Origin of the sequence: Sorangium sp. So ce281, assembly GCF_051527395.1 — a bacterium.
Classification (GTDB): domain Bacteria; phylum Myxococcota_A; class Polyangia; order Polyangiales; family Polyangiaceae; genus Sorangium; species Sorangium cellulosum_B.
The window spans coordinates 5,207,948-5,234,444 of sequence record NZ_CP150322.1; the positions used below are offsets into that span (position 1 = coordinate 5,207,948).

The 26,497-nt window shown below is 71.2% G+C and carries 24 protein-coding genes and 1 tRNA gene; 9 read left to right on the forward strand and 16 right to left on the reverse strand.

Going from position 1 to position 26,497, the window contains the following annotated elements; all coding sequences use genetic code 11:
• Positions 1–56: 56 nt before the first annotated feature.
• Positions 57–320: a GlsB/YeaQ/YmgE family stress response membrane protein gene (locus WMF27_RS19730; protein ID WP_437300957.1), complete on the forward strand. Its 264-nt coding sequence runs from the start codon at positions 57–59 to the stop codon at positions 318–320.
• Here the strand turns inward: WMF27_RS19730 and WMF27_RS19735 are convergent.
• From WMF27_RS19735 to WMF27_RS19755, 5 genes are all read right to left on the reverse strand, one after another.
• Positions 281–1,102: a hypothetical protein gene (locus WMF27_RS19735; protein WP_437767343.1), complete on the reverse strand. Its 822-nt coding sequence runs from the start codon at positions 1,100–1,102 to the stop codon at positions 281–283. The two genes, WMF27_RS19730 and WMF27_RS19735, sit on opposite strands and share 40 nt — an antisense overlap.
• Positions 1,103–1,237: 135 nt before the next feature.
• Positions 1,238–2,614, reverse strand: a complete 1,377-nt coding sequence (locus WMF27_RS19740; RefSeq protein ID WP_437767342.1) for a serine/threonine-protein kinase — start codon at positions 2,612–2,614, stop codon at positions 1,238–1,240.
• 385 nt (positions 2,615–2,999) lie between these two features.
• Complete coding sequence (locus WMF27_RS19745) at positions 3,000–4,448, reverse strand: flippase (protein ID WP_437767341.1); 1,449 nt, start codon at positions 4,446–4,448, stop codon at positions 3,000–3,002.
• A 369-nt stretch (positions 4,449–4,817) separates the two neighbouring features.
• Positions 4,818–4,890: transfer RNA gene (locus tag WMF27_RS19750), tRNA-Gly, on the reverse strand.
• 182 nt (positions 4,891–5,072) lie between these two features.
• Positions 5,073–5,621, reverse strand: coding sequence for a hypothetical protein (locus WMF27_RS19755; protein WP_437767340.1), 549 nt, complete (start codon positions 5,619–5,621; stop codon positions 5,073–5,075).
• Positions 5,622–5,899: 278 nt separating this feature from the next.
• Here WMF27_RS19755 and WMF27_RS19760 point away from each other — a divergent pair, with 278 nt between their 5' ends.
• The gene (locus WMF27_RS19760) at positions 5,900–6,220 is read left to right on the forward strand and encodes a hypothetical protein (protein ID WP_437767339.1); all 321 of its coding nucleotides are present in this window, start codon (positions 5,900–5,902) and stop codon (positions 6,218–6,220) included.
• Positions 6,221–6,472: 252 nt separating this feature from the next.
• Here WMF27_RS19760 and WMF27_RS19765 read toward each other — a convergent pair whose 3' ends face one another.
• The 6 genes from WMF27_RS19765 to WMF27_RS19790 all read right to left on the reverse strand — a co-directional run bounded on the left by WMF27_RS19765 (position 6,473) and on the right by WMF27_RS19790 (position 12,758).
• Entirely contained in the window at positions 6,473–7,111 is a 639-nt protein-coding gene (locus WMF27_RS19765; RefSeq protein WP_437767338.1) for a sterol desaturase family protein, read from the reverse strand.
• A 195-nt stretch (positions 7,112–7,306) separates the two neighbouring features.
• Positions 7,307–8,461, reverse strand: a complete 1,155-nt coding sequence (locus tag WMF27_RS19770) for an iron-containing alcohol dehydrogenase (RefSeq protein WP_437767337.1) — start codon at positions 8,459–8,461, stop codon at positions 7,307–7,309.
• Complete coding sequence (locus tag WMF27_RS19775) at positions 8,458–9,819, reverse strand: glutamine synthetase family protein (RefSeq protein ID WP_437767336.1); 1,362 nt, start codon at positions 9,817–9,819, stop codon at positions 8,458–8,460. The genes WMF27_RS19770 and WMF27_RS19775 overlap by 4 nt, the downstream gene beginning before the upstream one ends.
• Before the next feature lie 108 nt (positions 9,820–9,927).
• A complete protein-coding gene (locus tag WMF27_RS19780) occupies positions 9,928–10,542 on the reverse strand; it encodes a hypothetical protein (protein ID WP_437767335.1) in 615 nt (204 codons plus the stop codon).
• Entirely contained in the window at positions 10,535–12,295 is a 1,761-nt protein-coding gene (locus WMF27_RS19785) for a serine/threonine protein kinase (protein WP_437767334.1), read from the reverse strand. Before WMF27_RS19785 ends, WMF27_RS19780 begins: the two co-directional genes overlap by 8 nt.
• 208 nt (positions 12,296–12,503) lie before the next feature.
• Entirely contained in the window at positions 12,504–12,758 is a 255-nt protein-coding gene (locus WMF27_RS19790) for a hypothetical protein (protein WP_437767333.1), read from the reverse strand.
• Between the two features lie 609 nt (positions 12,759–13,367).
• Between WMF27_RS19790 and WMF27_RS19795 the strand changes: the two genes are divergently transcribed.
• The gene (locus WMF27_RS19795) at positions 13,368–16,133 is read left to right on the forward strand and encodes a metallophosphoesterase (RefSeq protein WP_437767332.1); all 2,766 of its coding nucleotides are present in this window, start codon (positions 13,368–13,370) and stop codon (positions 16,131–16,133) included.
• Positions 16,134–16,693: 560 nt separating this feature from the next.
• Here the strand turns inward: WMF27_RS19795 and WMF27_RS19800 are convergent.
• Entirely contained in the window at positions 16,694–16,930 is a 237-nt protein-coding gene (locus tag WMF27_RS19800) for an addiction module protein (RefSeq protein WP_437767331.1), read from the reverse strand.
• Here WMF27_RS19800 and WMF27_RS19805 point away from each other — a divergent pair.
• Both WMF27_RS19805 and WMF27_RS19810 read left to right on the forward strand, forming a co-directional pair.
• Entirely contained in the window at positions 16,826–17,296 is a 471-nt protein-coding gene (locus tag WMF27_RS19805; RefSeq protein ID WP_437770008.1) for a hypothetical protein, read from the forward strand. The genes WMF27_RS19800 and WMF27_RS19805 overlap by 105 nt on opposite strands.
• Entirely contained in the window at positions 17,293–17,706 is a 414-nt protein-coding gene (locus tag WMF27_RS19810) for a type II toxin-antitoxin system VapC family toxin (RefSeq protein WP_437767330.1), read from the forward strand. Before WMF27_RS19805 ends, WMF27_RS19810 begins: the two co-directional genes overlap by 4 nt.
• Here the strand turns inward: WMF27_RS19810 and WMF27_RS19815 are convergent.
• Positions 17,703–17,828 carry a hypothetical protein gene (locus WMF27_RS19815; protein WP_437944388.1) on the reverse strand — a complete coding sequence of 42 codons (126 nt, stop codon included), beginning with the start codon at positions 17,826–17,828 and terminating at the stop codon, positions 17,703–17,705. The genes WMF27_RS19810 and WMF27_RS19815 overlap by 4 nt on opposite strands.
• 87 nt (positions 17,829–17,915) lie before the next feature.
• Here WMF27_RS19815 and WMF27_RS19820 point away from each other — a divergent pair, with 87 nt between their 5' ends.
• From WMF27_RS19820 to WMF27_RS19830, 3 genes are all read left to right on the forward strand, one after another.
• The gene (locus tag WMF27_RS19820; RefSeq protein ID WP_437944389.1) at positions 17,916–19,169 is read left to right on the forward strand and encodes an alpha/beta fold hydrolase; all 1,254 of its coding nucleotides are present in this window, start codon (positions 17,916–17,918) and stop codon (positions 19,167–19,169) included.
• 251 nt (positions 19,170–19,420) lie between these two features.
• Positions 19,421–21,016, forward strand: a complete 1,596-nt coding sequence (locus tag WMF27_RS19825; protein ID WP_437767327.1) for a hypothetical protein — start codon at positions 19,421–19,423, stop codon at positions 21,014–21,016.
• Between the two features lie 77 nt (positions 21,017–21,093).
• Positions 21,094–21,831, forward strand: coding sequence for an ABC transporter ATP-binding protein (locus tag WMF27_RS19830; protein WP_437767326.1), 738 nt, complete (start codon positions 21,094–21,096; stop codon positions 21,829–21,831).
• Between the two features lie 177 nt (positions 21,832–22,008).
• On the opposite strand, the gene WMF27_RS19835 is transcribed toward WMF27_RS19830, so the two are convergent.
• The gene (locus tag WMF27_RS19835) at positions 22,009–22,935 is read right to left on the reverse strand and encodes a lysophospholipid acyltransferase family protein (protein WP_437767325.1); all 927 of its coding nucleotides are present in this window, start codon (positions 22,933–22,935) and stop codon (positions 22,009–22,011) included.
• Positions 22,936–23,288: 353 nt separating this feature from the next.
• Here WMF27_RS19835 and WMF27_RS19840 point away from each other — a divergent pair, with 353 nt between their 5' ends.
• Complete coding sequence (locus WMF27_RS19840) at positions 23,289–23,927, forward strand: response regulator (RefSeq protein WP_437767324.1); 639 nt, start codon at positions 23,289–23,291, stop codon at positions 23,925–23,927.
• 87 nt (positions 23,928–24,014) lie between these two features.
• Here WMF27_RS19840 and WMF27_RS19845 read toward each other — a convergent pair whose 3' ends face one another.
• Both WMF27_RS19845 and WMF27_RS19850 read right to left on the reverse strand, forming a co-directional pair.
• Positions 24,015–24,242: a hypothetical protein gene (locus WMF27_RS19845; protein WP_437767323.1), complete on the reverse strand. Its 228-nt coding sequence runs from the start codon at positions 24,240–24,242 to the stop codon at positions 24,015–24,017.
• A gap of 339 nt (positions 24,243–24,581) precedes the next feature.
• Entirely contained in the window at positions 24,582–26,045 is a 1,464-nt protein-coding gene (locus WMF27_RS19850) for a M57 family metalloprotease (RefSeq protein ID WP_437767322.1), read from the reverse strand.
• Between the last annotated feature and the right edge of the window lie 452 nt (positions 26,046–26,497).

Sequence of the window (26,497 nt, forward strand, 5' to 3'; positions counted from 1 at the left end):
CACATCGACGCGGGAGGACGGGCCTCGGCGTCACGCGGTGTCGAGAGGAGCGAACCATGTCCGTGCTGTTGTGGATCCTGTTTGGCCTCATCGTCGGCGTCATCGCCAAGCTGCTGACCCCTGGCCGCGACCCGGGTGGCTTCGTGATCACAGCGCTGCTGGGCGTGGCCGGCTCCTTGCTCGGCGGCTTCGTCGGCCGGGCGCTGGGGCTCTATCCGTCGTATCAGTCGAGCGGCGGCTTCTTCACGTCGATCCTGGGCGCCATCGTCATCCTCGCCATCTACAACGCGACGATCGGCCGGCGAGCGACGAGGCCCTGATCGCTCTCGCCATCGACGGGCTCGCCCCGCCGCGAGGCAGAGAGCTGCCCGAGCAGCGCGGCGGCAGGCACCACGCGGGCCGGCGCGGCGCGCCGATCCAGGCGGAAATCGAGCGCGACGTCCGGCGGCAGCGGCCGGATGGCGCCCGCGCCGAAGCACCGGTGATCGACGAGATCGCCCGGCCCCGCGCCCCGCCCGCCGAGCTGGTGGCTCCACCACCGCGAGTAGACGGTGGGGCGCTCGGGATCGATCGAGAGCAGATCCGAGCGCTCGAGCCGCACCTCGCCGTGATCACCGCGGTCCGCTGCGCCGTGCTTGGCGGTGAGCCGCCCCCCCTCCCCGACGCTGTAGACGATCCTGAACCCCTCGACATCGCCCTTGCCGTAGACGGCGCGCTGGACTCCCGGAGCGAGGAGCAACGCGTGCGTGTAGACGAGGTCCACCGCGAGCGCGGGCAGCACGGTCCAGGTCAGCCAGTTGTTGCCCCACGGCCGTTCCTCCGAGAAGAACGCGTAATAACCGACGGAGACCTCGCCGCGCTCTCCGACCGAGCTGCGGTAGTACAGGACATCGCCGAGCTCGCCCGCGCTCGCGACCGTCGATCCGACGCAGATCGGCTGCCGCTCGATGGCCGCGCCGAGCTCCGTCGGCTCCGCCGGCGCACCGGCGACCGGGCACGGCAGCGCGCTGCTGCTCGCGAAGCGCGCGAGGAGGGGGACAGCCAGCGCGGCGATCGGGAGGGAACGGCTCAGGAGATCCCGGACGGGCATCAGGGCGGACAAGGCTAGCGAGCCCGTCGCTATCCGCGCCAACACCAACGGCCGTTCGCGTTCGACGCCTCACGGCCGCGGCGCCGAATGGAGATCTCCCAGGTCTCGCGGCTCTCCGCGCCGCGGCGCCGGCGCTGGAGCGCTTCGTCAGTCGCGGGGCGCGCCGCGGCTCGCCGGCGCGACGCCGCCGTCGAACGCGCCGATCGCCCTGCCCGCGAGCGCCCCTGCGGCGAAGGTCACCGCCGCGATCACGAGCCAGGGCAGGAGTCGAGCGCGCCGCAGCGGGCGCGCGTCCCTCCAGTCCGGCGTGACGGCGCTCCTGGCCTCGCTGCGCTCGCTCTCTTCTTCCGGCGCAGAGGGGCGTGCGTCCGTCCCGCGCAGCGTTGGCGTCACCTCGCCGCGATCGTCCCCTGAGCGGCCCGCGGCGATCCGCCGCGCGCCCGTGCGCCCGCGAGGCCCGGCGGATCTCCGGCAGCCCCGCACGAGCAGCGACCGGTGCCGATCGCGCCCGCTCGCGACCTCGCGCACGAGCGCGGCGATCTCCTGACCCGCGAGCAGCCCGCGCTCGCTCGAGCTCGGCTCGTCGCCGCCGCTCGGCGCTCGACGCAGCGAGGCGAGCACCTCGGCGAGCGCCTCTTCCATCTGCGCCGCGGTCTCGAAGCGGCCCTCGGGATCACGCGCGAGCGCGCGCCGGATCGCCCCCTCGAGCAGCGCCGGGCACGCGGGGCGGAGCGGCGCGATCGCCGGCACCTCGCCGGAGAGCACCGCGCCCATCGTCGCGCCGTCGTCCTTGCGGTGGAACAGGCGACGCGCCGTCAGCAGCTCGAAGAGGATCACGCCGACCGCGAAGAGATCGGCCCGCGCGTCGACCCTCTGCCCGCGCAGCTGCTCGGGCGCCACATAGCCGAGCTTTCCCTTCACCGTGCCGCCGCCGCTCGACGGGGCCGCGTCGCCGGACGAGCACGGAGAGCCGAAGGGGCCGGCCTCTTCCACGCCGCTCATCCCCGTCATCTGCGCGACGCCGAAGTCGATGAGCTTGATCTCCCCCTCGAGCGAGAGGAGCACGTTCTGCGGGCTCACGTCGCGGTGCACGAGGCCGACGAGCTTCCCGCCGTCGTCGCGGAGCCCGTGCGCGTGCCCGAGCGCCCGCAGCACGCCCAGGCCGATCTCGATGGCCGCCTCGAGCGGGAACGACCGCCCCTCCGCGAAGAGAGAGCGCGCGGCGGCGGCCAGATCGCAGCCCGGGACGTACTCGATCACGAGGTGATGGCGTCCTTCGTGAACGACGAAGTCGTGGAACCGGATCACGTTGGGGTGCTGGAGCCGGGCGCTGATCCAGGCCTCCCAGAGGAACATCCGCACGATCGACGGATCTCGCCTCGCCTCGGGGCGAAGGCGCTTCACGACGACGGGGTGGGCGATACCTGCCGGCCCGCGCCGGCACGCGAGGAACAGCTCCGCCATGCCGCCTGCCGACAGGCGCGCGAGCAACGCATAGCCGCCGTCGCCCATGGGCAGGTCCATCTCTCGGTATCTCCACGGCAGCCCTGCCGCGCCCCCCTCGCTTCGCGCCGGCATCCCGAACGCGCGAAGCGAGGACGGCCGCCGCGCCATCCACTGCCGGAGTCGCCCCACCCCGGCCAGCCCCCGGACTTGCCCGCGCCGCCACATCGCGCCTTCGCTATTCACGCTGCATGCCACGGAAAGTGCCGCGGCAGCGTCACCTCCGAGCCATGGGCATCGCGCGGTTCTGCGTGGATCCCGCCGGATGAGAGCGCATGTCGGCAGCCGCAGAGACCCACGGCGAGCGCTGCTCCCGGCGGAAAATGCGGAAACTCGATGGCCCCGTGTTCCACACAGCGGCGCAGAGGAGCGCGCAGCGCCGGGCCCGCCCGCGATGGAACGCAGGTCACGCCACGGTGGCGGGTGAGGCGCGGACGCGGCGCGCGAGCAGCGCGCGAAGCTCGCGGAAGGAGACGACGCGCAACGCGAGGAGGAGGACGGGGTAGACAGCGATGCCCACCGCGATCGACGCCCACATGCCGGCGAGGACGCGCGCGGTGTACGCCGCGATGACCATGACCGCCGTCGCGGCGAGGACCGCGAGGATGCGGCCGAGCTCCACGACGTGGGCCCAGCGCGCGGAGATGCCCCACGACGCGATCAGCGCGCCGGCGCTCACGGCCAGCGTCGCGCACGCGGCGCCCATGGCGCGGTAGCGCGGCAGGAGGAGCAGGTTCAGCGCGACGTCGGCGACGAGCGCCAGCGCGAGCAGCTTCACCATCGCGACCTCGCGCTTCGCCGCGAGCAGCGGCAGCGTCACGACCTGGAACGCGAACGTCACGGGGACGCCGCACGCGAGGACCCGGAGGACGTCCGCCGCCGGGGCGTAGTCGCGCGTCCCTCCGTAGACGAGCTGGATGACGTCTGGCGCGAGCAGGAAGACGCCGGCGGCGACGGGCAGCCCGAAGAGCGCGGCGACGAGCATGCAACCGCCGTAGAGGCGCCCGAACGCGTCGCGATCCTGGACGTAGAGGCGCATCCCCGCCGCGAAGGCAGCGCCGAGCAGGACGTCGGGGAGCATCCTGAAGTTCTCGCTCAGCACCCAGGCCGCGCTGAACACCCCGACGGCTTCCTCGTCGCAGAGCGCGCGGAGCATGACGCGGTCGATCTGGAGCAGCGCGCTCGAGAGCGCCCCGAGCACGCCGATCGGCAGGCTGCGCTTCGCGATCTGCCAGAGCTCGGCGGGCGGCGTCGTGAGCTCGGGCCGGTAGAGGCGGGCGCGGAGGTAGTACGAGGTGATGGCGAGCTCCAGCACGTTGCCGAGCAGGAACGCCACGGCCGCGGCGACGACGCCGAAGCCGAGCGCGAGCAAGGCCGCCGAGAGCGCGATGACGAACAGCCGCGCGCCGAGCTCCGCGTACAGGATGTACTGGAACCGCTCGTGGGCCTCGAACGAGAGCCACATGGTCGAGTAGAGCAGCGTCGCCAGCTGGGAAGCCGCGGCGAGCACGATGAGCTGCGCGCCGAGCCCCGAGCGCGTCGCCAGCACGACGGCCACGGTCGCGCCGAGCACCACCGTCCCGGTCACGCCCCGGATGGCGAGCGCCGCGCCGAGGTGACGCGGCCCGAGCTCGGGCTTCACGGCGACCTCCCGGGCCAGGTACCCCCTCACCCCGACGCCGGCGGCGATCGTGACGATCCCCGCGATCGCGAGCGACGCCTGGAACTCCCCCCAGGCGGCGACGCCCACCTTCCGCGCGAGATAGCCGACGAACACGACGCCGAGGACGGCCATGATCGCCTGCTTCAGGAGCATCAGCGCCGCGTTCAGCGCGATGCGCCGGCCATCCTTCATGAACACCTCCCGGTGTCCCCATGCTGTCCGGCACCGCTGTCCGCGCAGCGGTACCGGCCCCGATTCGAGCGTCGTGCGCCCCCAGAGCGCGTCCGTCTCGCGCAGCGAGCGCTGCCCGGTGGCGCGAGCGCTGCCCGGTGCGCGAGCGCTGCCCGGTGGCGCGAGCGCTGCCCGGTGGCGCGAGCGCAGGCGCTCGCTCAGCGAGCGCCGTCGCCCGAGCTCAGCAAGAAGCGCCGTCCGAGGCGCGGCTCGATCACGAAGCGCCGTTTGAGACGGCGCCCCAGCGCGAGAACGCGAGGAGCCCTTCAACCTCGAAGCACCCGAGGTGCAGGAGGATCGCCAGCGCAAAAGGGGGTCGGCGATCCTCGGAGCGGGACACGGGATTCGAACCCGCGACCCTCAGCTTGGGAAGCTGATGCTCTACCAACTGAGCTAGTCCCGCGCGAGGTGGAGGAAGCTTCTACCGAATCCGGGGCCGCTTAGCAACCCCTTCATTTCGTTTTCGATTCCGACGTCGCCACGTCGTCATGTCTCGCCCCGGTTCGCCCCGGTTCGCCCCGGTTCGCCCGGGTTCGCCCGGAGCCGGGGCTCGGCGCGCATCCCAAGCCGCGCCGCGACCGGCGCCTACCGGTACCGGCGCGCGCGCGCGCGGAGCGTGGGCGCGCCGAGCGTCTCGCCCGGCAGCGGCGAGCGCGCGCGGATGGCGCTGTCGCAGTCGCTGGTCGCTGCCGCGATCGCTCTGGAGATCTCGATCTTGCCCGCGTCCGGCGGGATCCAGGGCAGCTCGTGCAGGATGGGCCTGTCCGGCGGCAGCCAGCGCAGGCTCCGCGTGACGAGCACGACCGGGTGGTTGCTGTCCACGAGCTCGCTCGCGAGGCGCGCACCGCCGAGCGGGGCCGGCGGAAGATCCAGGCAGATGAGGCACGCGTCGAACCGTTCGGTCGCCGACGCGAGCAGGGCGTCGTCGATCGACGAGGCGTCCACGATCTCGACGTTCGTCAGCGCCCCCTCGATCGCGCGGGCGAGCGCGTCGCAGGTCGCGGCGCGGGCGTCGTGCGCAAGCAGGAGCCTGAGCCCGCGCACCGAGCGCGGCCCAGGCCGGCGGGCCTCGACGACCTGCAACCTGCCCGAGGGCGGCGTCTCGCGCTCACGAGGTGCACGTCGAACGGTCATGGACTCCCCTTCCTCAGCTACATCAGGGCAACCGTGCCCCAGGCTAACACCCCTTGAGCTCAAACTGACCAACCTTTATATGAGGGCGCGCTTCTTTCCTCGTCGCCGGTTCTCGTTCGTCTCGGTTCTCGTTCGTCTCGGTTCTCATTCGTCTCGATTTTCGTCGCGTCTCGGTTCTCGTTCGTCGCGTCTCGATTCGCAGGCGCAGCGCCCGCAAGCACGCCGCGACGCGGCATGCCAGCAAGGTCTACGGAAACATCTACGAAGGACGGTCACGCATGAGTCGGTTTCTCATCTCCACTCCTTGCGAGTGCCAGGCAAGCCTGTCAGCCACCCTGGACGAGCACCGGCACGTCACCGCCGGGTGGGCCACCCGGAGTCCCCGCGACCGGTCGGCCGCCGGTGAAGCCGACAAGGAGATCGCGCCGGCGCACAGCATCAACGCTCACCTCGACCGGTTCGACGTGGCGTGGTTGTGCCCCTACTGCGGGCGCAACACGCTCCGCACCTTCGATGCGGGCGCCATGAGGCGGCTGCCTGCGGCGAGCGCCTCGCCTGCGGCAGGGCTCGTTCCTCCCGGCACCACCTCCTCGCCGTGAGGCCCCCGATGCGCCGCGACCTCCTCGGTCCGCGCGTCGAGCCGATCCATCCGCTGCGCGCCTGAGCCTGGGCAGGCGCCGTGCGATCGCGGCCGCGCGGCCCCGCGCGGCGCTGCTGCTCCGCATCTCCCGCGCAGGCGCGAGCGTCCGGGCGCGACCGCTTCATGGCCCCTCAACCCGCCGCGCTCCGGGCCCATTCCCACCCTGTCGGCGATCAGCGCCGGCGCGCTCCGGCGCGCGCCGCTGTCTCGCTCAGCTGCCTTTTCCCGCCTGCGACGTGCCCATCGTGCCGAAGACCCAGTCCCAGAGCGGCGACGACACGCCCCACCGGGCATTTTCTCCCGTGTGGTGATGGACCATGTGATGGCGCTTGATCCACTTCGCCCAGCGCGAGCTCATCCGGAAGTGATGAATGGCATAGTGCGTACCGTCGTACGCCAGGTATCCGAGGCCGAAGCCGATGAACAGCGGATCCGCCGGAACAGGGCCAAAGAGGACGCGAAACAGCGTGTAGAACGCGATGCCGAGGGGGATGCTCGCGCCGAGCGGCATCACCAGCCGGTCGGCGTCCTGCGGGAAATCATGGTGCACCCCGTGGAGAACGAAATGCATCCGGCGCTGCCATAGGCGCGGCCCCACGTAGTGAAACACGTATCGGTGCAGGACATACTCGGCGAGCGTCCATAGAAACAGGCCGACCAGCGCGAGCCCGAGCCCGGTCAGGAGGCCGACACCATGCCGGGCGGCGCGCACGCCCAGATAGCCGTAGACCGGCAGCCAGAAGACGAACGGTGTGATCGGATGGATCCGCGAAAACCGCTCGATGAGCGGCGTCTCGAACATTTGGCATGTCGCTGGACGCGCGGTGCGCTCGGTGGAGGTGACGGTCATCGTGCCCCCCTGGTACCGCATTTATCCATTGTCGGCCAGCGGTAGGCCGGCGCCCAGCGGCCCGCTGGACACCGGGAAATGACCATGATCCCGTCACGGCAGGCGCTCGCCGGCGCGATCCTTCCGCGGCGGCGACGCGTTCGCGCCGGCCCCGCGTCCACCGCGAGCCGCGCCCCGCCCGGGGCTGGCGCGCGATCAGCTCGAGAAGGACGCCTCGTAGAGGTGGCGGAGATCGTCGCGCGAGCAGGGGCGCGGGTTGCTCGTGTGACACGCGTCCTGGGCGGCGAGGTCGGCCAGCGCGTCGAGCTTGTCGCGGGGAACGCCTGCCTTCTCGAGGCCGGCCGCGAGCCCGATCCGGGCGCGCAGGGCGCGGATGGCGTCGGCGCACGCGGCGGCGTCCTCGGGCGCGCCGAGCAGGGCCGCGACGCGCGCGAGGCGCGGCGCGGCCGCGGCGACGTTGAACTCGACGACCGGCGGGAGGCAGAGGGCGTTCGCGAGGCCGTGGTGCAGGCCGCACTCGCTCGAGAGCGGGTGCGCGAGCGAGTGGCACGCGCCGAGCCCCTTCTGGAACGCGACCGCGCCCATCATCGCCGCCTTCATCATGCCGCCGCGCGCCTCGAGATCGTCGCCGTGCGTGACCGCCCGCGCGAGGTGCGCGGCGGCGAGGCGGATCCCCTCGAGCGCGATGCCGTCGGCCATCGGGTGATCGCCCTTCGCGACGTACGCCTCGATACAGTGGGTGAGCGCGTCGAAGCCCGTCGCCGCCGTGAGGAAGGCCGGCATCGACCGCGTCATCACCGGATCGAGCAGCGCGGCGTTCGCGAGCAGGTGCGGCGAGAAGATCACCGTCTTCCGGTGGTTCACGTCGAGCGTCACGACGCCCGAGCGGCCGACCTCGCTGCCGGTCCCGGCCGTCGTGGGGATCGCGAGCATCGGCGGGACGTCGGGCGTGATGAAGCGATCGCCGCCCGTGGCGTCGTCGTAGTCGACGAGCGGCCGATCGTGGTTCACGCCGAGGCGCACCAGCTTGCCGACGTCGAGCGGCGAGCCGCCCCCGAGGGCGACGACGAGATCGGCGCGGGCCGCGCGGAACGCGCCGACGCCGTCGTGCACGTTCTTCTCGACCGGGTTGCCGAGCACGTCGTCGAAGACGGCCACCTCGAGGCCCTCCTTCCGCAGCGACGCGGCGACTGGCTCGAGCAGACCCGAGCGGACGACGCCCTTGTCCGTGACGACGAGCGCCCTCGCCGCGCCGAGCCGGCGCGCCTCGGCGCCTGTCTGCTCGACGACGCCGGCGCCGAAGAGGATGCGTGTGGGAAAGCTCCAAACCGTGAACTGACTCATGATCACACCGCCTCGAAGTAACGCTTCAGCTCCCAATCCGTGACCGCGCGCTCGTACTGCCGCACCTCCCAGTCGCGCGTCAGGACATAGTGCTCGACGAACCTCTCGCCGAGGATCTCGCGGGCCCCCTTGCTGCCCGCGAGCATCCGGGTCGCGTCGGAGAGCGTACGGGGAAGCGACAGGCGCGAGGACTCGGCGGACGACGCGTCCCCGGCGGCCTGCGCCGGCGGCTCGACGCCGTTCTCGATGCCGTAGAGCCCCGCGCCGAGGCACGCGGCCATCGCGGTGTACGGGTTGATGTCCGCCGCCGTCTGCCGGTACTCGACGCGCGCGCCGGGCGTGCCGAGGCCGATGAGGCGGATCGCGGCCGTGCGGTTCTCGACGCCCCAGCTGGCGGTGAGCGGGGCCCAGACGCCGGGCACGTACCGCTTGTAGGCGTTGATCGTCGGCGAGTAGATCGCCGTGAGCTCGGGCATCAGGGCGATCTGGCCGCCGACGTAGTGGCGCAGCGCGGCCGGGATCCGATCGGGCGACGACGCATCCTCGAAGACGTTGCGGCCGTCTTTCCAGAGGCTCTGGTGCAGGTGGCCGCTCGATCCGGGGAGATCGGCGTTCCACTTCGCCATGAACGTGACCGACAGGCCGTGCTCGTGGGCGATCTGCTTCATGGCGACCTTGAAGAGCGCGGCCTTGTCCGCGGCGCGGAGCGCGTCGTCGTAGCGGATCGCCGCCTCGTACACGCCCGGGCCGGTCTCGGTGTGCAGGCCCTCGATCTCGACGTCGAAGGCCTGCATCTGATCGAGGATGGCGGCCATGAGCTTCTTGTTCTGCCCCTCGCGGACCCACGAGTAGCCGAACATGCCGGGGCTGAGCGGCGTCAGGCCGGCGAACCGCTTCTCGTGAAGCGAGCGCGGCGTCTCCTCGAAGAGGAAGAACTCGAACTCGCACGAGAACTTCGCCGAGAACCCCATCCGCTCGCCCTTCGCGATGACGCTCCGGAGGAGCGAGCGCGGGCACGCGGGGTGCGGGCCGCCGCGCTCGTCGCGGAAGTCGGCGAGCATCGCGACCGTCCCCGGCTCCCACGGGAGGTCGCGCAGCGTGCTCGCATCGAGGACGGCGTGCGCGTCCGGGTAGCCGGTGTGCCAGCCGGTCACCTTGGCGTTGTCGTAGAGGACGTCGGCGATGTCCCAGCCGAAGATGACGTCGCAGAAGCCGAAGCCGCTGTTGAGCGCGCTCTTCAGCTTCTCGATGGAGACGTACTTCCCGCGGAGGATGCCGTCGATGTCAAAGCCGCCGATCTTCGCGCGGGTGATGCCCCGCGCTTCCAGATCGGAGAGGAGCTTCTCGGGGGTCGAGGCGGTCATGGGCCGCGACGATAGCAGGGGAACCGGGCGACCTGGCAAGCCGCCCGCGCGAGGCGCGCGACGACCGCACGGCGCCCCGCCGCCTGGATGCGCGCGTCCGGCGCGCGCTCACTTCACCCGGACGACCTGGATCGGATAGCGCTCCGAGAGCGGCACGAGCACGCGCTCGACGAGCTCGCGGACGCGCGCGTAGCGCTGGTGGTTCGTCGCGGCCGGATTGCGCTTCGAGTCGACGACGCCGATGCGGATGTCCAGCGTGCGCGCGTCCTCGACGCCGCCCGTCACGAACGCGTCCGGGTGCACCTTGTCGAGCTCGACGTTGAGCTCCGCCGCCTCCGGCGCCGCGCCGACGAAGGTGACCTCCAGCGCCTCGCCCAGGCCGTTCAGCACGGCGTTCAGGTTCTCCACCGGGAACGGCTGGCGCGCGAGCCACGCGACGACGGCGCGGCGCGCGCCGCGCAGCGCCACGCTGACGGCGAGCGCGACCGAGATCGGCGCGAACACGAGGACCCCGAGCGCGCGCGCGACCTCGGGGCCCGCGTCGCGGCCGAGCGCCCCGAGGAAGACGAGCAGGAAGACGCCGGAGGCGAGCGCCACGAGCGGGGGATCGGTGAGCACGCCCCACCGCGAGGTCGACGCGTTCATCAGCCGCGTGAAGCGGGCCGACACGCTCTGATCGGCGCGCTCGCCCGCGGCGGCGCCCCCGTGCGTCGGATCAGGCATCTCCAGCATCTCCGAGCATGCGCCAGAAGAACAGCCCGACGCCGAACAGGAGCAGCACGCCGGCGACCCAGAACGAGCGCACCGGGCCGAAGCTCAGCGCCTCGCCCGATTGCTTCATGATGAGGTCGGCCACCGTGACCACGCACGCGAACACGATGCAGGCCACGGGCAACCCGAGCTGCTGGACGAGCGTCGGCCCGCCGAGCGGCTTCGGGTCCGGCGGGCGCGGCCGCCCGTCCGCCGGCGGACGCGCCGTCGGCCGGTACCTGCTCGACGGCATGTCCGAAAGCGCGCGCATCGCGGCCGGCATGACCGACGTCGTGCGCGGCGCGACGCTGAGCGCCATCTCCAGCGGCGGCGTGCTCTCCATCATCCCGCCCCCGCGCGCGAGCATGCTCGGCGGGGCGCTCTCCATCCCGCCGCCGCGCGGGAGCGCGCCCACGGGCGTCGCCTCCGCGAAGCCGGCGCGGCCTCGCGCGCTCGTCGGCACGCTCTCCGGGACGAGCGTGCCCATGCCTCTGCTGTGCGGGCTCTGCGGCGCCTCGGGGAGATCCATCTCGAGCCCGGCCGAATCCGAGGGCGGCGGCGGGCGCACGCTGCTCGCGGGACCTTCGCGGCGCCCTCCCCTCGGCGAGCGCATCGACGCCGGGGCCACGTCGAGATCGAGCTCGAGCGACCCGGCGTCGCTGGGCGTGTCGAGCCACACGTGCGCGGCGCGCTTCACCTGCGGGGCCGCGCGCATCGACGACGACGGCGGCGGCGGAACGGAGTACGCGTCGTCCTGCGCGGAGGTCCGCCCGAACGTCGCCGGGAGCCCCATCGCCGCCTCCAGCTCCGTCCAGAAGGCCTCGATGTCGCGCGTGCGGTCGCGCGGGCTCACCGCGAGCGCGCGCTCGAACACCGCGTCGACCTCCGGCGGGATGTTGGCGCCCTCGGTCCGGGGCGTGGGCCGGCGCTTCACGTCGAGCGCCGTCCCCATCATCGCCTGCGCCTCGCCGTCGATCACCTGCCGCCCCACGAGCGCCTCGACCATGGTGAGCGCGAGACCCCAGACGTCGGTCCAAGTTCCCGCCTGTCCGAACCGCTTCGGCGCCCACTGCTCCGGGGCGCCGTACGCCGGGGAGAACGCGTTCAGCGGGTCGCCGTTCGTCACCCGTCCGACGGCCTGCTCGGCCAGCGTCTTCGCCTGCGCGATGCCGTAGTCGAGGATCCTGAGCCGCTCCGTCCCCTCCTGCGTCGTGATGAAGATGTTCTCGGGCTTGAGGTCGCGGTGGATGATCGACACCGTGCCGTTCGGGCTCGGGAAGCGGTGCGCGCGCGCGATCGCCTGCGCGATGGGGCGCATCATCTTCATCAGCCTGTGCAGCGGGATGGGCGGCTCTCCCTTGAGCCTCCGTCGATCGATGACCTTGTCGAGCGACTCGCCCTCGAGCCACTCGAGGGCCAGGAAGGGGACGAACTCCCCTCGCTTCAGGTGCAGCACGTCGACGTGGAGCGGGCGGACGACCTCCGGGATCGAGGCCGAGAGCCGGAAGAGCAGCTGGGCCTCCTCGCGGAACTTCTCGAGGAAGAGCTGCCGCTCGCGCGGGGTCTTCGCCTCGGACACCTTCAGGCATTTCAAGGCGACAGGCGCGCGGAAGCCGGCGTGGAGCGCGCGGTACACCACGCCGAACCCTCCCTCCGCGACCACCTGCTCGACGTGGAAATTACCCGCCTGCGTGGTCCCGACGATGCCGAAGACGTCGTCCGCCATGCTCCCTGAGCCATAGCGCACGGGGCCGCTGGACCGAAGGGTGAAACCTACTTTTCCTGTTCGATCGTCCCAGGTCCACCGGGCCATCGAAGGCGAAGGGGCGCCGGGGTGACCAGATGGGCGTAGAGGACGGAGAAGGGGGCGAGGTCGACCGTTCAACGTGACCGCACGTGGCCGCGAGGCGGCCGCGCGGCCCGGAGGCGCCGGCTCAGCTCCGGAGGTGCGAGGAGGCGTCGCGGTGGGCCCGGTCCTCCTCCTGGAGGATCGAGAACACAAGCCCGGCGCCGATGATCGGCAGGAGCCAGACGAGCTGCGCTTGCCAGACCTTCTGCTTGGGCTCGTAGACGCGACTCCGGAAGACGCGCACGGTGACGTAGACCTGGAAAGCAAGGACCGCCGCGATCGCGGCGCCGACGAGGATATCGAAGTGCGTCATGGGTGGGCCGCGGACCAGCCTAGCCACGAAGGGCCTCCCTGCAAGGCAGCGGGGCCTGCCGTCGCGATTTCGTCCCCGGCGGGCACGGAGCCGACGCACCGGCGGCCACGGGCGGGCACGGAGCCGACGCACCGGCGGGCGGGCAACCCGACCCGAAGGCGCCTCGCCACGTTCCAGCTCGCGCCGATCGCCTCACGGCGGCACTTCCAAGTAAGACATCTTACTTCAATCGCCACCCGGCGGCGCCTCGACGCATTCCAACTACCCCCGATCGCCTCACGGCGGCGCTTCGAAGTAAGACATCTTACTTCGATCGCCGCCTGGCGGCGCCTCGACGCATTCCAACTACCCCCCGATCGCCTCACGGCGGCGCTTCGAAGTAAGACATCTTACTTCGATCGCCGCCTGGCGGCGCCTTGACGCATTCCAACTACCCCCGATCGCCTCACGGCGGCGCTTCGAAGTAAGACATCTTACTTCGATCGCCGCCCGGCGGCGCCTCGGCGCATTCCAACTACCCCCGATCGCCTCCGGGGGCACTTCCTGCCTCCCCCCGCGACCCGCCGCCTGCTCCTTCCGACCGTATCCAGACAAGGGGGCCAATCCGCCGGACCTGATACCCTCGTCGGAGCGAGCATGGTCCACGAGCGCGAGCACAGGTTGCGGGTCCTTCACATCTCGGATCTCCACGTGCGCGGACCGCGCGAAACGGAGGGCTGGCGCCGGCGGCGCGTGCTCGGTGGGGCGTGGGAGAGGAACCTCGATGATCTCGTGAAGGATGGGATCCCGATCGATCTCGTCTGCTTCACGGGCGATGTCGCCGATCACGGGACCCCGGAGGAGTACGGGCCAGCGACGGAGTTCGTGGAAGCGACGCTCGCGCGGCTCCACGTGCCGAAAGAGCGGTTCTTCGTGGTGCCAGGGAACCACGACGTCCATCGCAGGACGAACCAGGCTGCGTGGGAGCAGCTGCGCGCCCAGCTGCCCGACGTACCTGCGATCGAGAGGTCACGCTGGCTAGGGGGCGGCAAGACACCCCGCGGGTTGCAGGACGAGCAGCGCGAGCAGGTCCTCGAGCGAGGGGCCGCGTTCCGTGCGTGGTTGTCGTCCATCGGGCGTGACGCCCTCTTGCCGGATCGCTCGCCGCACGGGCGACTCGGCTACCGCGTATGCGTACCTGACTTGCCTTTCGACGTACAGGTCATCGGTCTCGACTCGGCGTGGCTCTGCGGCGACAACGCGGATAGCGGCAACCTCCTGCTCACCGAGGATCAGGTGGCGCGTCTCGTCATGGACGCGGACGGCAAGACCCTGCCGGGCTTCCGCCTCGCGCTCATGCACCATCCGCTCACGGATCTCGGAGACGCCGACAGCTGCCGCGACCTGCTTGCCGAGCACGTGGATCTGGTTCTGCGCGGGCACCTGCATCGTGAAGAGCTCGCCGCATGGGTGGGCCCCGGCCAGATATTGCGGCAGGTCGCGGCGGGGTGCCTTTACGAGGGGAGCCAGGGGAATACGTGGCGGAACGCCTGCCATCTCTTCGACGTGACGCTGGACGGAGCGCGACGGCCGAAGCGCTATGACGTGCGGCTGCGCGGGTTCTCCGATCGCCAGACGGGCTTCTGGTTCGATGATGGAGGCTTGTACGCAGAGGCGCCGCACGGCCGCCTCACGTGGGTGCTGCGCCCTCCGTCCGTGCCTCCGCCCCCGCCGTCCGCGCGGGGCCGCGTCTTCGTCGGGCGGCGGGAGGAGCTGCAACGTATCGCCGAGGCGCTCCTGCCCAGCGCGGGCGAGCGCAAGCCTGCAGCGATCTGCGCGGTGCAGGGGATGCCGGGCGTGGGCAAGTCGTACCTCGCGGAGCAGTTCCGGATCGACAGGGCCGCGGACTTCCCGGGTGGGACGGTGCTCGTCGCGCTCCAGCCCGAAGAGAGCCGTGCGGCGGATCCGCTCTCGGTCGCTTGGCTCGGACAGATCGCGGATCGGTTGTCCCTGCGCGCGCCACCGGAGGAGATGGCTGCGCGCGTGCGCGACCGGCTGCGTGCGCCGCTGACGCTCCTGCACGTGGACAACGTGGACAGCGAGGCGGCGGCCGGCGCGGTCGTGCGGCTCGAGAAGTGGCTCAGGGGCTGTCCGATGATCGTGACAGGCCGTTACACGGGGCTCGGAAACGGTGCCGGCTGGGCGCGCGTTCCGGTAGCGGAACTCGACGAGGCGACGGCACTGGAGCAGCTCGAGGCCGAGCTTCCACCCGAGCGCGTACGGGGCAAGGCCGACGAGCTCCGGCGCCTCGTGCGGGAGCTCGGACGTTTGCCGCTGGCGCTGCATCTCGCAGCCGGGTACTTGCGCGAGGGCGGATACGATGTGGGGACGTTCCTCGAGGAGCTGCGGCGCAGCGGGTTCGATCTCGACCCGAACCATCCGGACGACAGCCTGCTCCAGGAGGATCCGCGGCGAGCGAACCTGCACCGGACGTTCTCGCTGTCGCTGGCCTTACTCGGCAGAACGCTCAAGGCTGACGCGGACGCGCTCGTCGCGGGGTTGTACGCGCTCGGGCATGCGCCGCTAGGCGGGTTCGGACGAAGCCTCGGTGAGGCGCTCGCCGGGCTCTCCGCCGTGGATTTTGGCAAGTTGATGAACGCGGCGGGCAAACTCTCCCTGGTGATGGCGGCGGATGAGCGGGACGATGATGCCTGGCGGATCCACCCGCTGCTCGCGGCGTGGCTGCGACGGGGCGCGGAGGAGACCGCGGTGCTAGGTCGAATGACAGAATGGTTCGTGAAACGGTTGCAAGAAGAGGCGGAGCAACCGTGGAAAGAGGTGACACGCGAAGAGGGGGCGCTCTCGGCGTGGCTCAGGCGGGTGAGTGGGGAGGATGTGGTGCGGGTAGAGCGGGCAGGGTCGTGGTACGCCATGCACAATGGCCCATTCCACGTGTGGATGGAGTTCTGCGCGCGGGGGCTCGAGGAGCGGAGCGACCCGAAGGAACGGTCCGAACTGCTCTGGACTCTGGCGACCGTGGCACGGCAAATGGGCGCCATGGACACTGCCTGGGCGGCGGCAGAGCAGAAGTTGGCCGTAGACCGAGCCAGGGGGGACGAGCGGGAGGCCGCGCTCGCCGAGGGCTGTCGAGCCGACATCCTTGAGGTGCGAGGCCAACTCGACGAGGCGCTGCGCATTCGACGAGAAGACCAGCTTCCCGTCTTCGAGCGGCTCGGGGCCACGCGGGACATTCTCGTCGCGCGCGTCAAGATTGCGCTCAACCTCCTCGCTCGCAACGCCCCTGGCGACCGAGGCGATGCCACCGCCCTCCTCGAGCTCGCGTACTCCGCCGCGTTCGACCTACGCATTCCGGAGGCCGACCAGATCCGCCGGATCCAGCAGCACTACCGCCTTCCGACCTGAGTTCGCTACCAGCCGGATCCAAGCGCTCCCGGGGCGTCCGTGCGCGACCCGTCCCCCACATCCGAGGAGCTCTCGCGCAGGTCCCCGATGCCCACGACGCCAGTCTTCGGCATGGAAGCGGCTACCGAACCCAGCTGAGCCGCAGGAACGTTTGGGGGATCAGAGGCACGCCTCTTCAAGGCGCACCGCGCTCGGCTCGCTGCCAGCGGGACATCTGAGCATAGGGCCGCGAACAGGTGGAAATCACGAGGCCGCTCACTGGCTCGACGGTCGCCTCCAGTACCTGGGCCGGCACTTCGTGTGAACGAACGCGACGATCTGGACCCCAGCGCCTGCGGCCGTGAAGAACACGATAAAAGGGAAACGACGCAAGACATACTTTCGGTACGGGTAGCCAGTCTGCCATCGAGGCCATGACTCGGGCGCCCCGGCGATCGCGTCGAGGGCCACCTCGATGGATCTCACGAGCTCGATCCTGAGCCCAGCACGGCGCCGCTCCTACCAGCCCGCAGCTTCATCCAGCTCCGCCTGCGCATCGACGCGAACGATGATCGGCCGGGTCAACGAGCGCCCAATCGCGCGACGACCCGCGCCCGAACCTCCGCCCACGCGTCCCCCGCGCTCCCCCCATCGCGCACCGCCTGCTCTCGGCGCTCGATCTCCTCGAGCCACGCAGCGTTCCAGGAGTCGTCGTGCGGTTCCTCGACGCTGGCGAGCGGTTCGGACGCGAGCTTGAGGCGTTCTCCTTCGGGGAGGCACAGAGCGGCAGCGAGGACGTCCTGGGTACGATGGGCCATGAGCGCGTCCAGCGACGCGTTCCATACCGGAAACCTGGCCGCCCGCAAGCCGCCGCTGTGCCCCGAGGGGCCGTGGTATGCTCCGGCGAAGGGATCGCCATGCATGCATACAAGCTCAACGTGAACGTGGCGGATGACCACCGGATAGCCGTCGAGCTTCCAGAAGACTTCCCTCCGGGGCCGGCTGAGGTGATCGTCCTCGCCGTGACGCCCACGGAGCGGAGGCTTGTGCGGGTGCTCGGGTCGCTCGGCGGCGCGGCCCCAGCGTCGGTCGAGGATGACCCGGTCGCCGGAGCGCTCGCCGAGCTTCGCAGCGAGCGCGCTCGGCGATTCGATGCGGCCGAGGAGCCCGAGACAGAGACGTGATCGCTGAGCATGTGACCGACACCCACGCGCTCGTATGGAGCATGTACGCCCCTTCCCGCCTCGGAAGCGCGGCGAAGCAGGCGTTCGCGGCGACCGACGCCGGCTCCGCGCGCATCTACGTGCCCGCCGTGGTGATCGCCGAGACGATCATGGTGGTCGAACGTGGACGCCTGCCGGGAATCGCGCTGGCGCACCTGCTGCCGCGCCTGGAGGCGATGCGCACCAGCGACAACTACAGATTGACGTCGCTGCTTCCGGAGGTCGTCCTCGCGAGCCACACGTTGAGCGCGATCCCGGACATCTTCGATCGGCTGATCGTCGCCGAGGCGATCCATCGAGGGACACCGCTCATCTCGAAAGATTCGGTGATCCGGCAGTCAGCGCTCGTCACCACCCTCTGGGACTCCTAGCCGTTCGGGGCTGCCGAGGGACGCCACTGCCGCACGCGCGGGATCGACTCGCTGCCAGCGGTACAGCCGAGCCCGCCGCCGGCAGCGGGCAGCACCTCGTCGCCGGCAGCGCCGCGGCGCATCGCGCAAGCGCGATCCCGGAGCTCACCGGCGGTCTCCAAGGAGAAATCCCGGGCGGAGCTCCGCCGACGTCGTACTAGAGTGCGCGCGTGCCTCGACCTCGACCCGGCACCCGCCCGCGACGCACCTCGACGCCCGACCTCCCCGTCCCTCTGCGCGGCCGGGTCCTCCTCGCCGCGGCGCTCACCGCCGCCGCGGCGTGGCTCGCGGCCGCGTGCTCCACGCCGTCGTCGGGGGTCGACGGCGGCGACCTGCTCGGCGTCTTCGAGCAGGACGCCGGCGCAGCCGCGGCCGACGGCGGGCAGCCGCGGCCGTCGGCGGCCCGGCAGGACGCGGGCGCCCGCGCGGCCGGTCCGGCCAGCGCGGCCGCGCCGCCGGCGAAGCCGCCCGAGGCCAGGCTTCCCAACGAAGGGAGCTGCGTCGCCGAGCAGGGGCGCCCCGGGCGAGAGCTCCGCAAGACGCTCGGCAGGCCGCCGTGCCGCGGCGCCCAGGTGCTGGAGACGCGCGACGCCGAGGGGTCGCCCCGCTACGCCTGCGTGATCGCGCCGAGCGGCGTGGAGACGCGCGCGCCGCTGCCGCTCATCGTCTTCTTCCACGCCGACGGCGACAACCCGACGAGCGTCGACAAGGAGACGGGCCTGCGCAAGCTCGGCGCCACGTGGAACCTGACCGGCGACCCGGCCCACGCGGGCTTCATCGTCCTCGCGCCCCAGGGCCGCGCCTTCAAGACGCCGAGCCAGGCCGAGCGCGAGCGCGGCACGAAGATGTACACGCCGACCGCGCCGTTCGACGTCGAGTTCACCGGCGAGGGCAACGTCGACGTCGCGACCACCGACGCCTTCGTCGACCAGCTGCTCGAGAAGAAGCTCGTCGACCGGCGGCGCATCTACGCGCTCGGCGGCTCCTACGGCGGCCACATGGCGGCGACGTACGCCATGATGCGCGCGGACCGCGTCGCGGCGTTCGCCACCTTCGGCAGCAACGCGCCGCCCGCCGAGTGGGCGTGCCCCGGCCCTCCCCCGCCCGCGATGGCGGTCTACCGCGCGTGCGACGACATGTTCCCGTGTGAGTCGGTCGAGCGATGGCTGCGCGCGCGCGACGCGCTCTCCGCGCACACCTCGTTCCTGCGCCTCGACGCGGCCAGCAGGGACGAGCCCCACTGCGCGCTCCGGAACCGCTGCTCCGCCAAGAAGGGCGCCATCAACCACGCCCGCTGGCCGAAGTCGCGCGAGGCCGACCTGCTCCGCTTCTTCGCAGGGCACGTCCTGGCGCTCGGCGCGAACGCCGCCGCAGCCGGTGCCGCCGAGCGCCCCCGGACGCAGACCGACACCCGCGCGCGCTGACGGACGCCGGCCGACGCACCCGGGCGCAGACCAGCGCGAACGCGCGCCGGCGGACGCGCACGGACGCAGATCGACACCAGGGCGCAGACCAGCGCAAACGCGCTGAAGGCGCGCCGGCGAACGCTGACGCCGCAAGCGCACGCCCGCACTGCTCGTCCCACGCGTGCACCTGGCTTCGCCGCACGTCGACACTGCAACGTTGCGGTGCGGCGTTGAGCGGACCCGGCGTGTTGTCGTAGTGTTCGTCCCCGATGTCCGCTCAGGTCCAGCCCCTGCTCACCCCCTTGCCGGCCGGCATGTCCATCCCCGCCGGCACGCTCCGCGCCGAGATGGAGTCGCGCCGCGCGACCGGTCGCCGCTTCGACATCCGTGAGGCCGTCGGCCTCGCCGTGCCGCTCTGCACCCAGCTGCACGAGCTGCACGCGCAGGGGCGGACCATGTTCGTGCACCCCTCGTGCCTCGGCCAGGGCGCGAACGGCACGATCCAGCTGATCGAGGAGCTCGCCCACACCCCTCCTCTCCTGCCGCGCGACCGCGCCTGCCTGGCGCCCGAGGAGCGCAAGGGCAACGAAGGCGACGCGCGCGCGAGCGTCTTCGCGGTGGGGGCCATCCTCTACGAGATGCTCACCAACAGCAGCGTCGGCCCGGGGATGCGGCGTCCGGCGGACGTGATCCCGGACCTGCCGCCCGCGCTGGAAACGGTGCTCGGCAAGTCGCTCGTGGCCGATCCGAAGCACCGCCCGGCGGATCTCGCCGCCCTCGCGCAGGCGCTCTATCAGATCGTCCCCAGCGCCTCGGAGCAGCCCCCGAGCGCCGACACGTCGCACCTCGATGCCGACGGCGAGTTCGAGGTCGACGTCAACCTCTCGATGATGCCGCCGACCGGGCACCAGGAGGAGGCGCGCGTCCCGTCGGCGCCGTCCGTGCCGAGGATCCAGGCGGTCTCCGGGGACGGACCGTTCGCGGTCGCCATCCCGGTCAACCAGCCGCAGCGCCTGCACGGCAACGATCCGACCCGCAAGCTCGCGGATCTCAAGGCCGCGCTCGAGTCCGATCCGCGGCCGCGGTACGTCGTCATCAAGGACGGCATGGACCATGGGCCGTTCTCGTCCGTGGAGCTGCTCCAGCAGGTCGCGTCCGGCTCCTTCACGGGGGATCAGGTGCTGCGCGACACGTTCTCCGCGGAGGAGCGCGCGATCCAGGACTGGGAGGAGTTCGCCCCGTTCGCCGAGCAGGCCAAGCTGAACCGGGACATCGTGCAGGAGAAGCGCGCGCTCGACGCCGTCGTGTCGGCCGAGAAGCAGGGCACGCAGTACAAGGCGCTGCTCGGCCTCGCCCTGATGGGCGTCATCCTCGCCGCGGGCGCGGGCTGGTGGTACCGCGAGCGCAGCCACAAGGAGCAGGAGCTCGCGGTGCAGGGCGCCACCGACCGCGTCGCGATCGAGGTCGACGCCGGCCTCGGCAGCGGCAAGACGGGGCGCGCCGGGGGCGGGGCGCGGCCGAGCGGCGGCGGCCGCTACCCGACGCTCGGCGGTGGCCTGAGCTGTGAGGCGGCGCAGGCGCGCTATGTCGAGGAGTACAAGATGGGCAACAACGGCCCGGCCGATCTCACGGCGGGCGCCTACGGCAACGTGCTGAACCGCGGCACGTACCTGAATGCGTGCAACGTGCCCTCGAGCATGGAGGTGAACGTCTGCGCCGCGGTGCAGAACGGCCGCGCCGTGGGGGTCACCGTCACGACGAGCCCGTCGAACCCGAGCGTCGCTTCGTGCATCTCCGGGCAAATCCGCGGGATGTCGTTCCCGTCCCACCCGCGGCTCGACGTCGCCCGGACGACGTTCAAGTAAAGGAGGCCGGCGCGCCCCTCCCCGGCCGAGCAACGAGGCCGGCGCGCCCCTCCGCGGCGACCGTGTCCACCCGACCGATGATCCAGATCGAACAGCTGACGAAGAGCTTCGGGGGCATGCCGGTACTCCGGGGCGTCGACCTCGACGTGCCTGCCGGTTGCCTCTACGGGCTCATCGGGCCGGGCGCCTCGGGCAAGAGCGTGCTGCTCAAGATGCTCACCGGGCTCCTGCGGCCGGATCACGGGCGCGTGCTCGTCGATGGGAAGGACGTCCACGCGCTCAGCGAGCTCGAGCTCCAGACGTTCCGTCTCAAGTTCGGGATGCTGTTCCAGAACAACGCGCTGTTCGACTACATGACCGTCGGGGAGAACATCGCGTTCCCTCTGCGCCGGCTCTACGATCTCAGCGAGGACGAGATCGAGGAGCGGGTCGCGGAGCGGCTCCGCGCTGTGTCTCTCGCGGGCTTCGAGGGGCGGACGCCGGCGGGGCTGTCCGGCGGCCAGAAGAAGCGCGTGGGCGTCGCCCGCGCCACGATCGCGCGCGGCGAGATCGTCCTCTACGACGAGCCCGCGGCCGGCCTCGACCCGGTCACGTCGCAGCGCATCTTCGACCTGCTCCGCGCCGAGCAGAGGGCGATGAACGCGACCGTGGTGATGGTCTCGAGCGATCTCGACCGGCTGCTCACGGTCACCGACCGGGTGGGGATGCTCTACCGCGGACGGCTCATCTTCGACGGCACCACCGCAGAAGCGAAGGCGAGCGACGACCCGCGCGTGAGGCAGTTCGTCCACGGGCTGACCGAAGGGCCGCTGTAGAGCGGCGCCGCGCCGCGCAAGGCGCCCTGGAACAAGAAACAAAGACACCAAGAGGACACGGAGAGAAATCTCTGCTCTCGATGTCTCTGGCGTTCCTCCGGCTCGCCTCCGCCTCTCCGCCTCTCGGCCTCTCCGCCTTTGCGCGGATCGGCCCATTTGCGGTCTCCGCTGTTCAGCTCAACCCGTCCCGCCCTCCGCCGGCGCGGCCGGGCCGTCGCCGGTGAAGTGGAACCACTGTGTCGGGTGAGCCCGGACGAAGCGCTCCAGGGCGCCCATCATCGCGGCCGCGGCCGCGTCCCGCTCCTCCTCGGTCGCCCGGCGGGCGAGCCGGATCGGCGGCGCCACGACCGCCTCGTAGTCGAGGAAGCCCAGGCGGTGCGTGAACACGGGCAAGATCGGCGCGCCGCTCATCGCGGCGAGCGCGATGGGCCCCTCGGGCGCTCGCCAGCGGCCGCCGAGGAAGGTGACCTCCCGGCTGCGCATCCCGGGCGGCGCGCGATCGATCTGCATCGCGACCGCGCCGCCTCGCTGCAGGTGCTTGAGGAGCGGCAGGGCGTCCAGCGGCCCATCGCCGATGTGCACCACCTGGACACCCGCGCGCTGCCGCGCCGCATCCTGGATCGCGCGCGCCTCGGCGTCCCGTTCCCGCTGCATCGCCAGCATGACGCCCGCCGGATGCACCGCGCCGAGGATCTGGCCGGCGATGTCCCAGCCCCCGGTGTGCGCGGTGACGATGATGACCCCCCGGCCTGCTGCAGCGCACGCGTGGTAGTGCTCGACGCCCCGGGAGCGCCGCACCACCGTGTACCCGCGATCGCTCGCGAGCAGCAGCGCCTCGGTGATGCAGCTTCCGTAGGCGGCGAACACCGCGCTGCTGTCGAGCAGGTCGACGAGGCGCGAGCGCGGCCCGCGGACGCGGCGGAGGTTCTGCTCGACGCGCCGGCGCAGCTCGGGGAGCGCGGCCGCGAAGAGCACGCCGAAGACCGGAGGGCTATGGCGCACCCAGGGCTCCGGCCCGTGCCTGACCCCCGCGGCGAGGGCGCGGCGCCAGAAGGCCGAGTCATGGCGTAGACCGGAGAAGAGCGCTCCGCGCGGGCGAGGCATGCGGCAGCCTATCTACCGCAAACATAACGGCCAAGGGAGAGCCCTCGAGCGCGGGCCCCGCGCCGCCCAGGCGAGGCCTGCCGAGGGCTCGTCACGAGACGCGCGGGCTGCGGGCTCCTGGAGCGCATGCGCCCCCGCCGAGGCACGACGCCCCGCTCGGATGAAACGACGTTCCAGGGCCATCGTCCCGATGTCGATTGCACTCCTGCGCTCGTCCAAGGCGCTCTGCGAGGAGCCCAGTCCAGCATCACAGGAACCGAATCGCCGTCGCCAGGCGAATCCTTACCGAGAAAACAGGTTCATGGAGCTCAAAGTAGTCTGTTACAAGGCCCTTTGACAGGGGGGCCTTCGACATGAATATCCTGCTCGTCGATGACCAGAACGTCGTCCGGGAAGCGCTGGCGTACGCGCTGACGTCGCAGCCGGGGGTGAGCGCGGTCGTTCAGGCTGGAAGCGGGCAGGAGGCGCGCCGAGCGCAGGAGATCCACCGCTGTCAGGTGGCGGTGATCGAGCTCGGCCTCGCGGACCGCAGCGGCGTCGACCTCATCCGTGAGCTCAAGGGCGTCGCGGAGCTCCGCGTCATCGTGCTCTCGATGCACCGCGACGAGTTCCGGGTAGCCGAGGCGATGCGGGCCGGCGCCGATGGATATCTCTCGAAGCAGAGCCGGCTCGCCGATCTCGTGGAGGCGCTGCGCACCGTCGTCCGGGGGCGCACGGCTGTCTCGCCGGACGTGAGCGCCGCGATGGTGCGCGCGCTCCAGCGGCGCGACGCCGCCGCCAGGGGCGACATGGTGGCCGCGCTGAGCGACCGGGAGCGGCAGGTGCTCCGGCTGCTCGCGATGGGCCTCTCGGCCAAGGAGGTCGCCGCCCAGCTCTCGATCAGCGTGAAGACGGTCGAGACGCACCGGGCGCGCCTCTGCGCGAAGGTGGCGACGCACAGCGTGGCCGACCTGACCCGCCTCGCGGTGCGAGCGGGCCTCGTCGAGGCCTAGGCGGCGCCGTCGCGCGGGAGCGCCCGGCGAGCTCTGGGAGCTCGCGCGCCCGCCCTCACCGCGCGCGGCGTGCAGCGCGGCGCCGGCTCACGCCGCCGCGGTGGACGCCCGCGGCGCCGCCCGGAGCGCCGGCAGCGTCTTTCCGATGAGCGCCGAGCCGATGGCGAACCCGGAGAGCGTGAGTCGCATGTGGAGCACGTCCAGCATGCCCTGGCGGTGGAGCAGGGTCAGCGTGCCGCGGATATCCCGGCGGCGAACGCGCAGCCTCTCGACCAGCGTATCGAGTGTCTCGGAGCGCCCTTCGCGTTGAGCCATGGCCAGCGCCTGCAGGAGAGTTGCGGCTAAAATTTTCTTGTCCATGAGAGCACCCTAGGAAGGGTTCCCTTGAGGTGCCCAATTTTCGGCGACAATTTTTCGAGAAATGTCGCGCGCAGATTGGACGATGGGCTCTCCTTACTCTGCTCATCCTGTGCCTGATACCCACCTCCCCGTATCGAGGGTTCGTCCGCGGTGGTGTCCAGGTCGCCGCGCGCTGGGGCGCGTCGCGTCACGTCGAAATGACGCCCTCGATGGCTGCGAACACACCCGGTTGGGCGACCATCCGGCCAATCCATTCCGGCGAATGGCTCGGCGCGTCAGCGGGGCCCGCTCCAGCTAAGGGGCCGTGTAGGTCGCGCTCAGCTGATAGGTGCTGGCAGCGAAGCCGTTCACCGAGAGGAAGGCCCGCGTCTGCCCCGCCGGGACCGTCAGATTGCAGGTCTCCGCGGCGCCGTCCAGGTACGGACGGCAGTCGTACGAGGTCAGGGTCGGCGCGGCGCCGAACCTCACGTAGAGATCAGGGTCGCCGGTGCCGGTCATCACAAGCCGGAGGCTCGTGCCAGGAACCACCGAGAGGGGCCCGTGCGACGCCGATGCGCCCGCCGCGAGGCTGCCGCTGAAGGCGGCCGACGTGGCCGTGCCGCCGCCGCTGCTGCTGGGGTCGCCAGGCCGGGTATAGGTCACCGCCACGTTGCAGGTGGCCGCGGTGTACCCTCTGACCTTGACGTACGCCTTGGTTTGCCCTGTCGGCACGGTCAACGTGCACGTCTCGGATGCCCCGGAGAGGTACGGGCGGCAGCTGTACGAGGCCGTCGTCGGCGCCGATCCGAACTTCACGTAGAGGTCGGGATCGCCGGTGCCGGTCATCACCACAGTGAGGCCCGTCCCCGGCGTGACAGCGAAACCGGCGCTCGGTCCGATGTCCACGAACGCACCTGCGTTGACGCTGCTGCTGAAGCTCTCGGTCACCGTCGTGCTGCCGCCGCTGCCGCCGCTGCCGCCGCTGCCGCCGCTGCCGCCGCCACCAGCGCCGCCGCTGCCGCCGCCGCCAGGCGGGCCGTAGAGCGCCTGGGCGCCCTGGATGTCTCTTGCGGTCAGCGCGAAGTTCCAGTCGCCGGTGCCGTTGCACTGGGGATAGTGCATGACGGAGTCCGAGTCATAGGTGGTCAGCGCGCGCCACGCGTTGTCCTCGAAGCAGACGCCCGCCTCGGGGCGCGTGTGCTCGTGCCGAAAGCCGAGCGTGTGGCCAAGCTCGTGCCGCAGGGCTGCCTCGAGCGCGACGCCGGAGACCTCGAGCTCGTTGACGTCGATCAGCACGTTCCGCACCGATCGCGCGTCGTTGGGGAAGAACGCCCGCGCGATGTACTGGCCGCCGGAGTTCGTCGGCCTCACGTCGAAGACGACGTTGCTGTTGCCGGCAGTGCAGCTCGCGTCCTGAGCGCTCTGGTAGACGTAATCGACATCCGCGGCGCTCTCCCAGGAAGCCGTGGCGGCAGCCATGGCCGCCGCGACGGCGGCATGGCGCGCGCCGAAGGTCGTGCTCACGCAGTAGGTGATGCTCTTCTTCTGGACCGCCGACCAGACGACATCGCTGCCGCCGCTGCGCTGCACGATGAGGGCGCCATCTCGTACGTACGTCTCCCAGAACTCCCGGAGATGCTTGATGTCGGCGACGGACGTGTCGCCATCGACGATGTAGACACCAGAGCCAGGCTCGCGGAACGCGGCCCTCTCGAACGCCTCGAAGCTATCCTGGCTGCTGGCGACGTCCTCGACCGGTTCGTCCTCGAGATTCGACACGCAGGCCGTAAGCGCGAATACACCCGCGGTCATTACGCCAAGCTTGAGGCTGGCCGGGCCGCAGACACGCGATCCACGCGATCCACGCGATCCACGCGATCTCACAGAGCGCATTGAGAGCTCCTTCCGCTCGAAAAAATGATTCTTTGTTCCAGCGAAGAGTCGTTCGGCCGGCCGGGAAGATATATAACCTGACCCGAGCGGGGCAGGATCACCAAATCGTCATGAATCAATAAAAATGACGACGATACTCAAGCGCTGCAGCCATCCAGCGCCCCCGATAATATTTCGTCGGCATGAAATTTTTCCAGCTTCACAGAAACCGGCCTCTGCGACGGTGCCGGCCGGCGATTGCGCTCGACGGTGTCCGACCAGCAAGGCCCACCGCGCATGGCCGTCGGCGAGCGCCTTGGCGCTCCCGGACAGGCCCGGAAGCGCATCCGCGGGCGGTT

Bases quoted from the DNA above. Each gene is read 5' to 3' on its own strand.
- WMF27_RS19830 (WP_437767326.1), top strand. From the start codon at position 21,094: ATGATCCAGATCGAACAGCTGACGAAGAGCTTCGGGGGCATGCCGGTA.
- WMF27_RS19780 (WP_437767335.1), bottom strand. From the start codon at position 10,542: ATGCCTGATCCGACGCACGGGGGCGCCGCCGCGGGCGAGCGCGCCGAT.
- WMF27_RS19765 (WP_437767338.1), bottom strand. From the start codon at position 7,111: ATGACCGTCACCTCCACCGAGCGCACCGCGCGTCCAGCGACATGCCAA.
- WMF27_RS19775 (WP_437767336.1), bottom strand. From the start codon at position 9,819: ATGACCGCCTCGACCCCCGAGAAGCTCCTCTCCGATCTGGAAGCGCGG.
- WMF27_RS19785 (WP_437767334.1), bottom strand. From the start codon at position 12,295: ATGGCGGACGACGTCTTCGGCATCGTCGGGACCACGCAGGCGGGTAAT.
- WMF27_RS19755 (WP_437767340.1), bottom strand. From the start codon at position 5,621: ATGACCGTTCGACGTGCACCTCGTGAGCGCGAGACGCCGCCCTCGGGC.
- WMF27_RS19745 (WP_437767341.1), bottom strand. From the start codon at position 4,448: ATGAAGGATGGCCGGCGCATCGCGCTGAACGCGGCGCTGATGCTCCTG.
- WMF27_RS19815 (WP_437944388.1), bottom strand. From the start codon at position 17,828: ATGCGCCGCGGCGCTGCCGGCGACGAGGTGCTGCCCGCTGCCGGCGGC.
- WMF27_RS19730 (WP_437300957.1), top strand. From the start codon at position 57: ATGTCCGTGCTGTTGTGGATCCTGTTTGGCCTCATCGTCGGCGTCATC.
- WMF27_RS19740 (WP_437767342.1), bottom strand. From the start codon at position 2,614: ATGGACCTGCCCATGGGCGACGGCGGCTATGCGTTGCTCGCGCGCCTG.
- WMF27_RS19795 (WP_437767332.1), top strand. From the start codon at position 13,368: ATGGTCCACGAGCGCGAGCACAGGTTGCGGGTCCTTCACATCTCGGAT.
- WMF27_RS19825 (WP_437767327.1), top strand. From the start codon at position 19,421: ATGTCCGCTCAGGTCCAGCCCCTGCTCACCCCCTTGCCGGCCGGCATG.
- WMF27_RS19800 (WP_437767331.1), bottom strand. From the start codon at position 16,930: ATGGCCCATCGTACCCAGGACGTCCTCGCTGCCGCTCTGTGCCTCCCC.
- WMF27_RS19845 (WP_437767323.1), bottom strand. From the start codon at position 24,242: ATGGCTCAACGCGAAGGGCGCTCCGAGACACTCGATACGCTGGTCGAG.
- WMF27_RS19835 (WP_437767325.1), bottom strand. From the start codon at position 22,935: ATGCCTCGCCCGCGCGGAGCGCTCTTCTCCGGTCTACGCCATGACTCG.
- WMF27_RS19840 (WP_437767324.1), top strand. From the start codon at position 23,289: ATGAATATCCTGCTCGTCGATGACCAGAACGTCGTCCGGGAAGCGCTG.
- WMF27_RS19760 (WP_437767339.1), top strand. From the start codon at position 5,900: ATGAGTCGGTTTCTCATCTCCACTCCTTGCGAGTGCCAGGCAAGCCTG.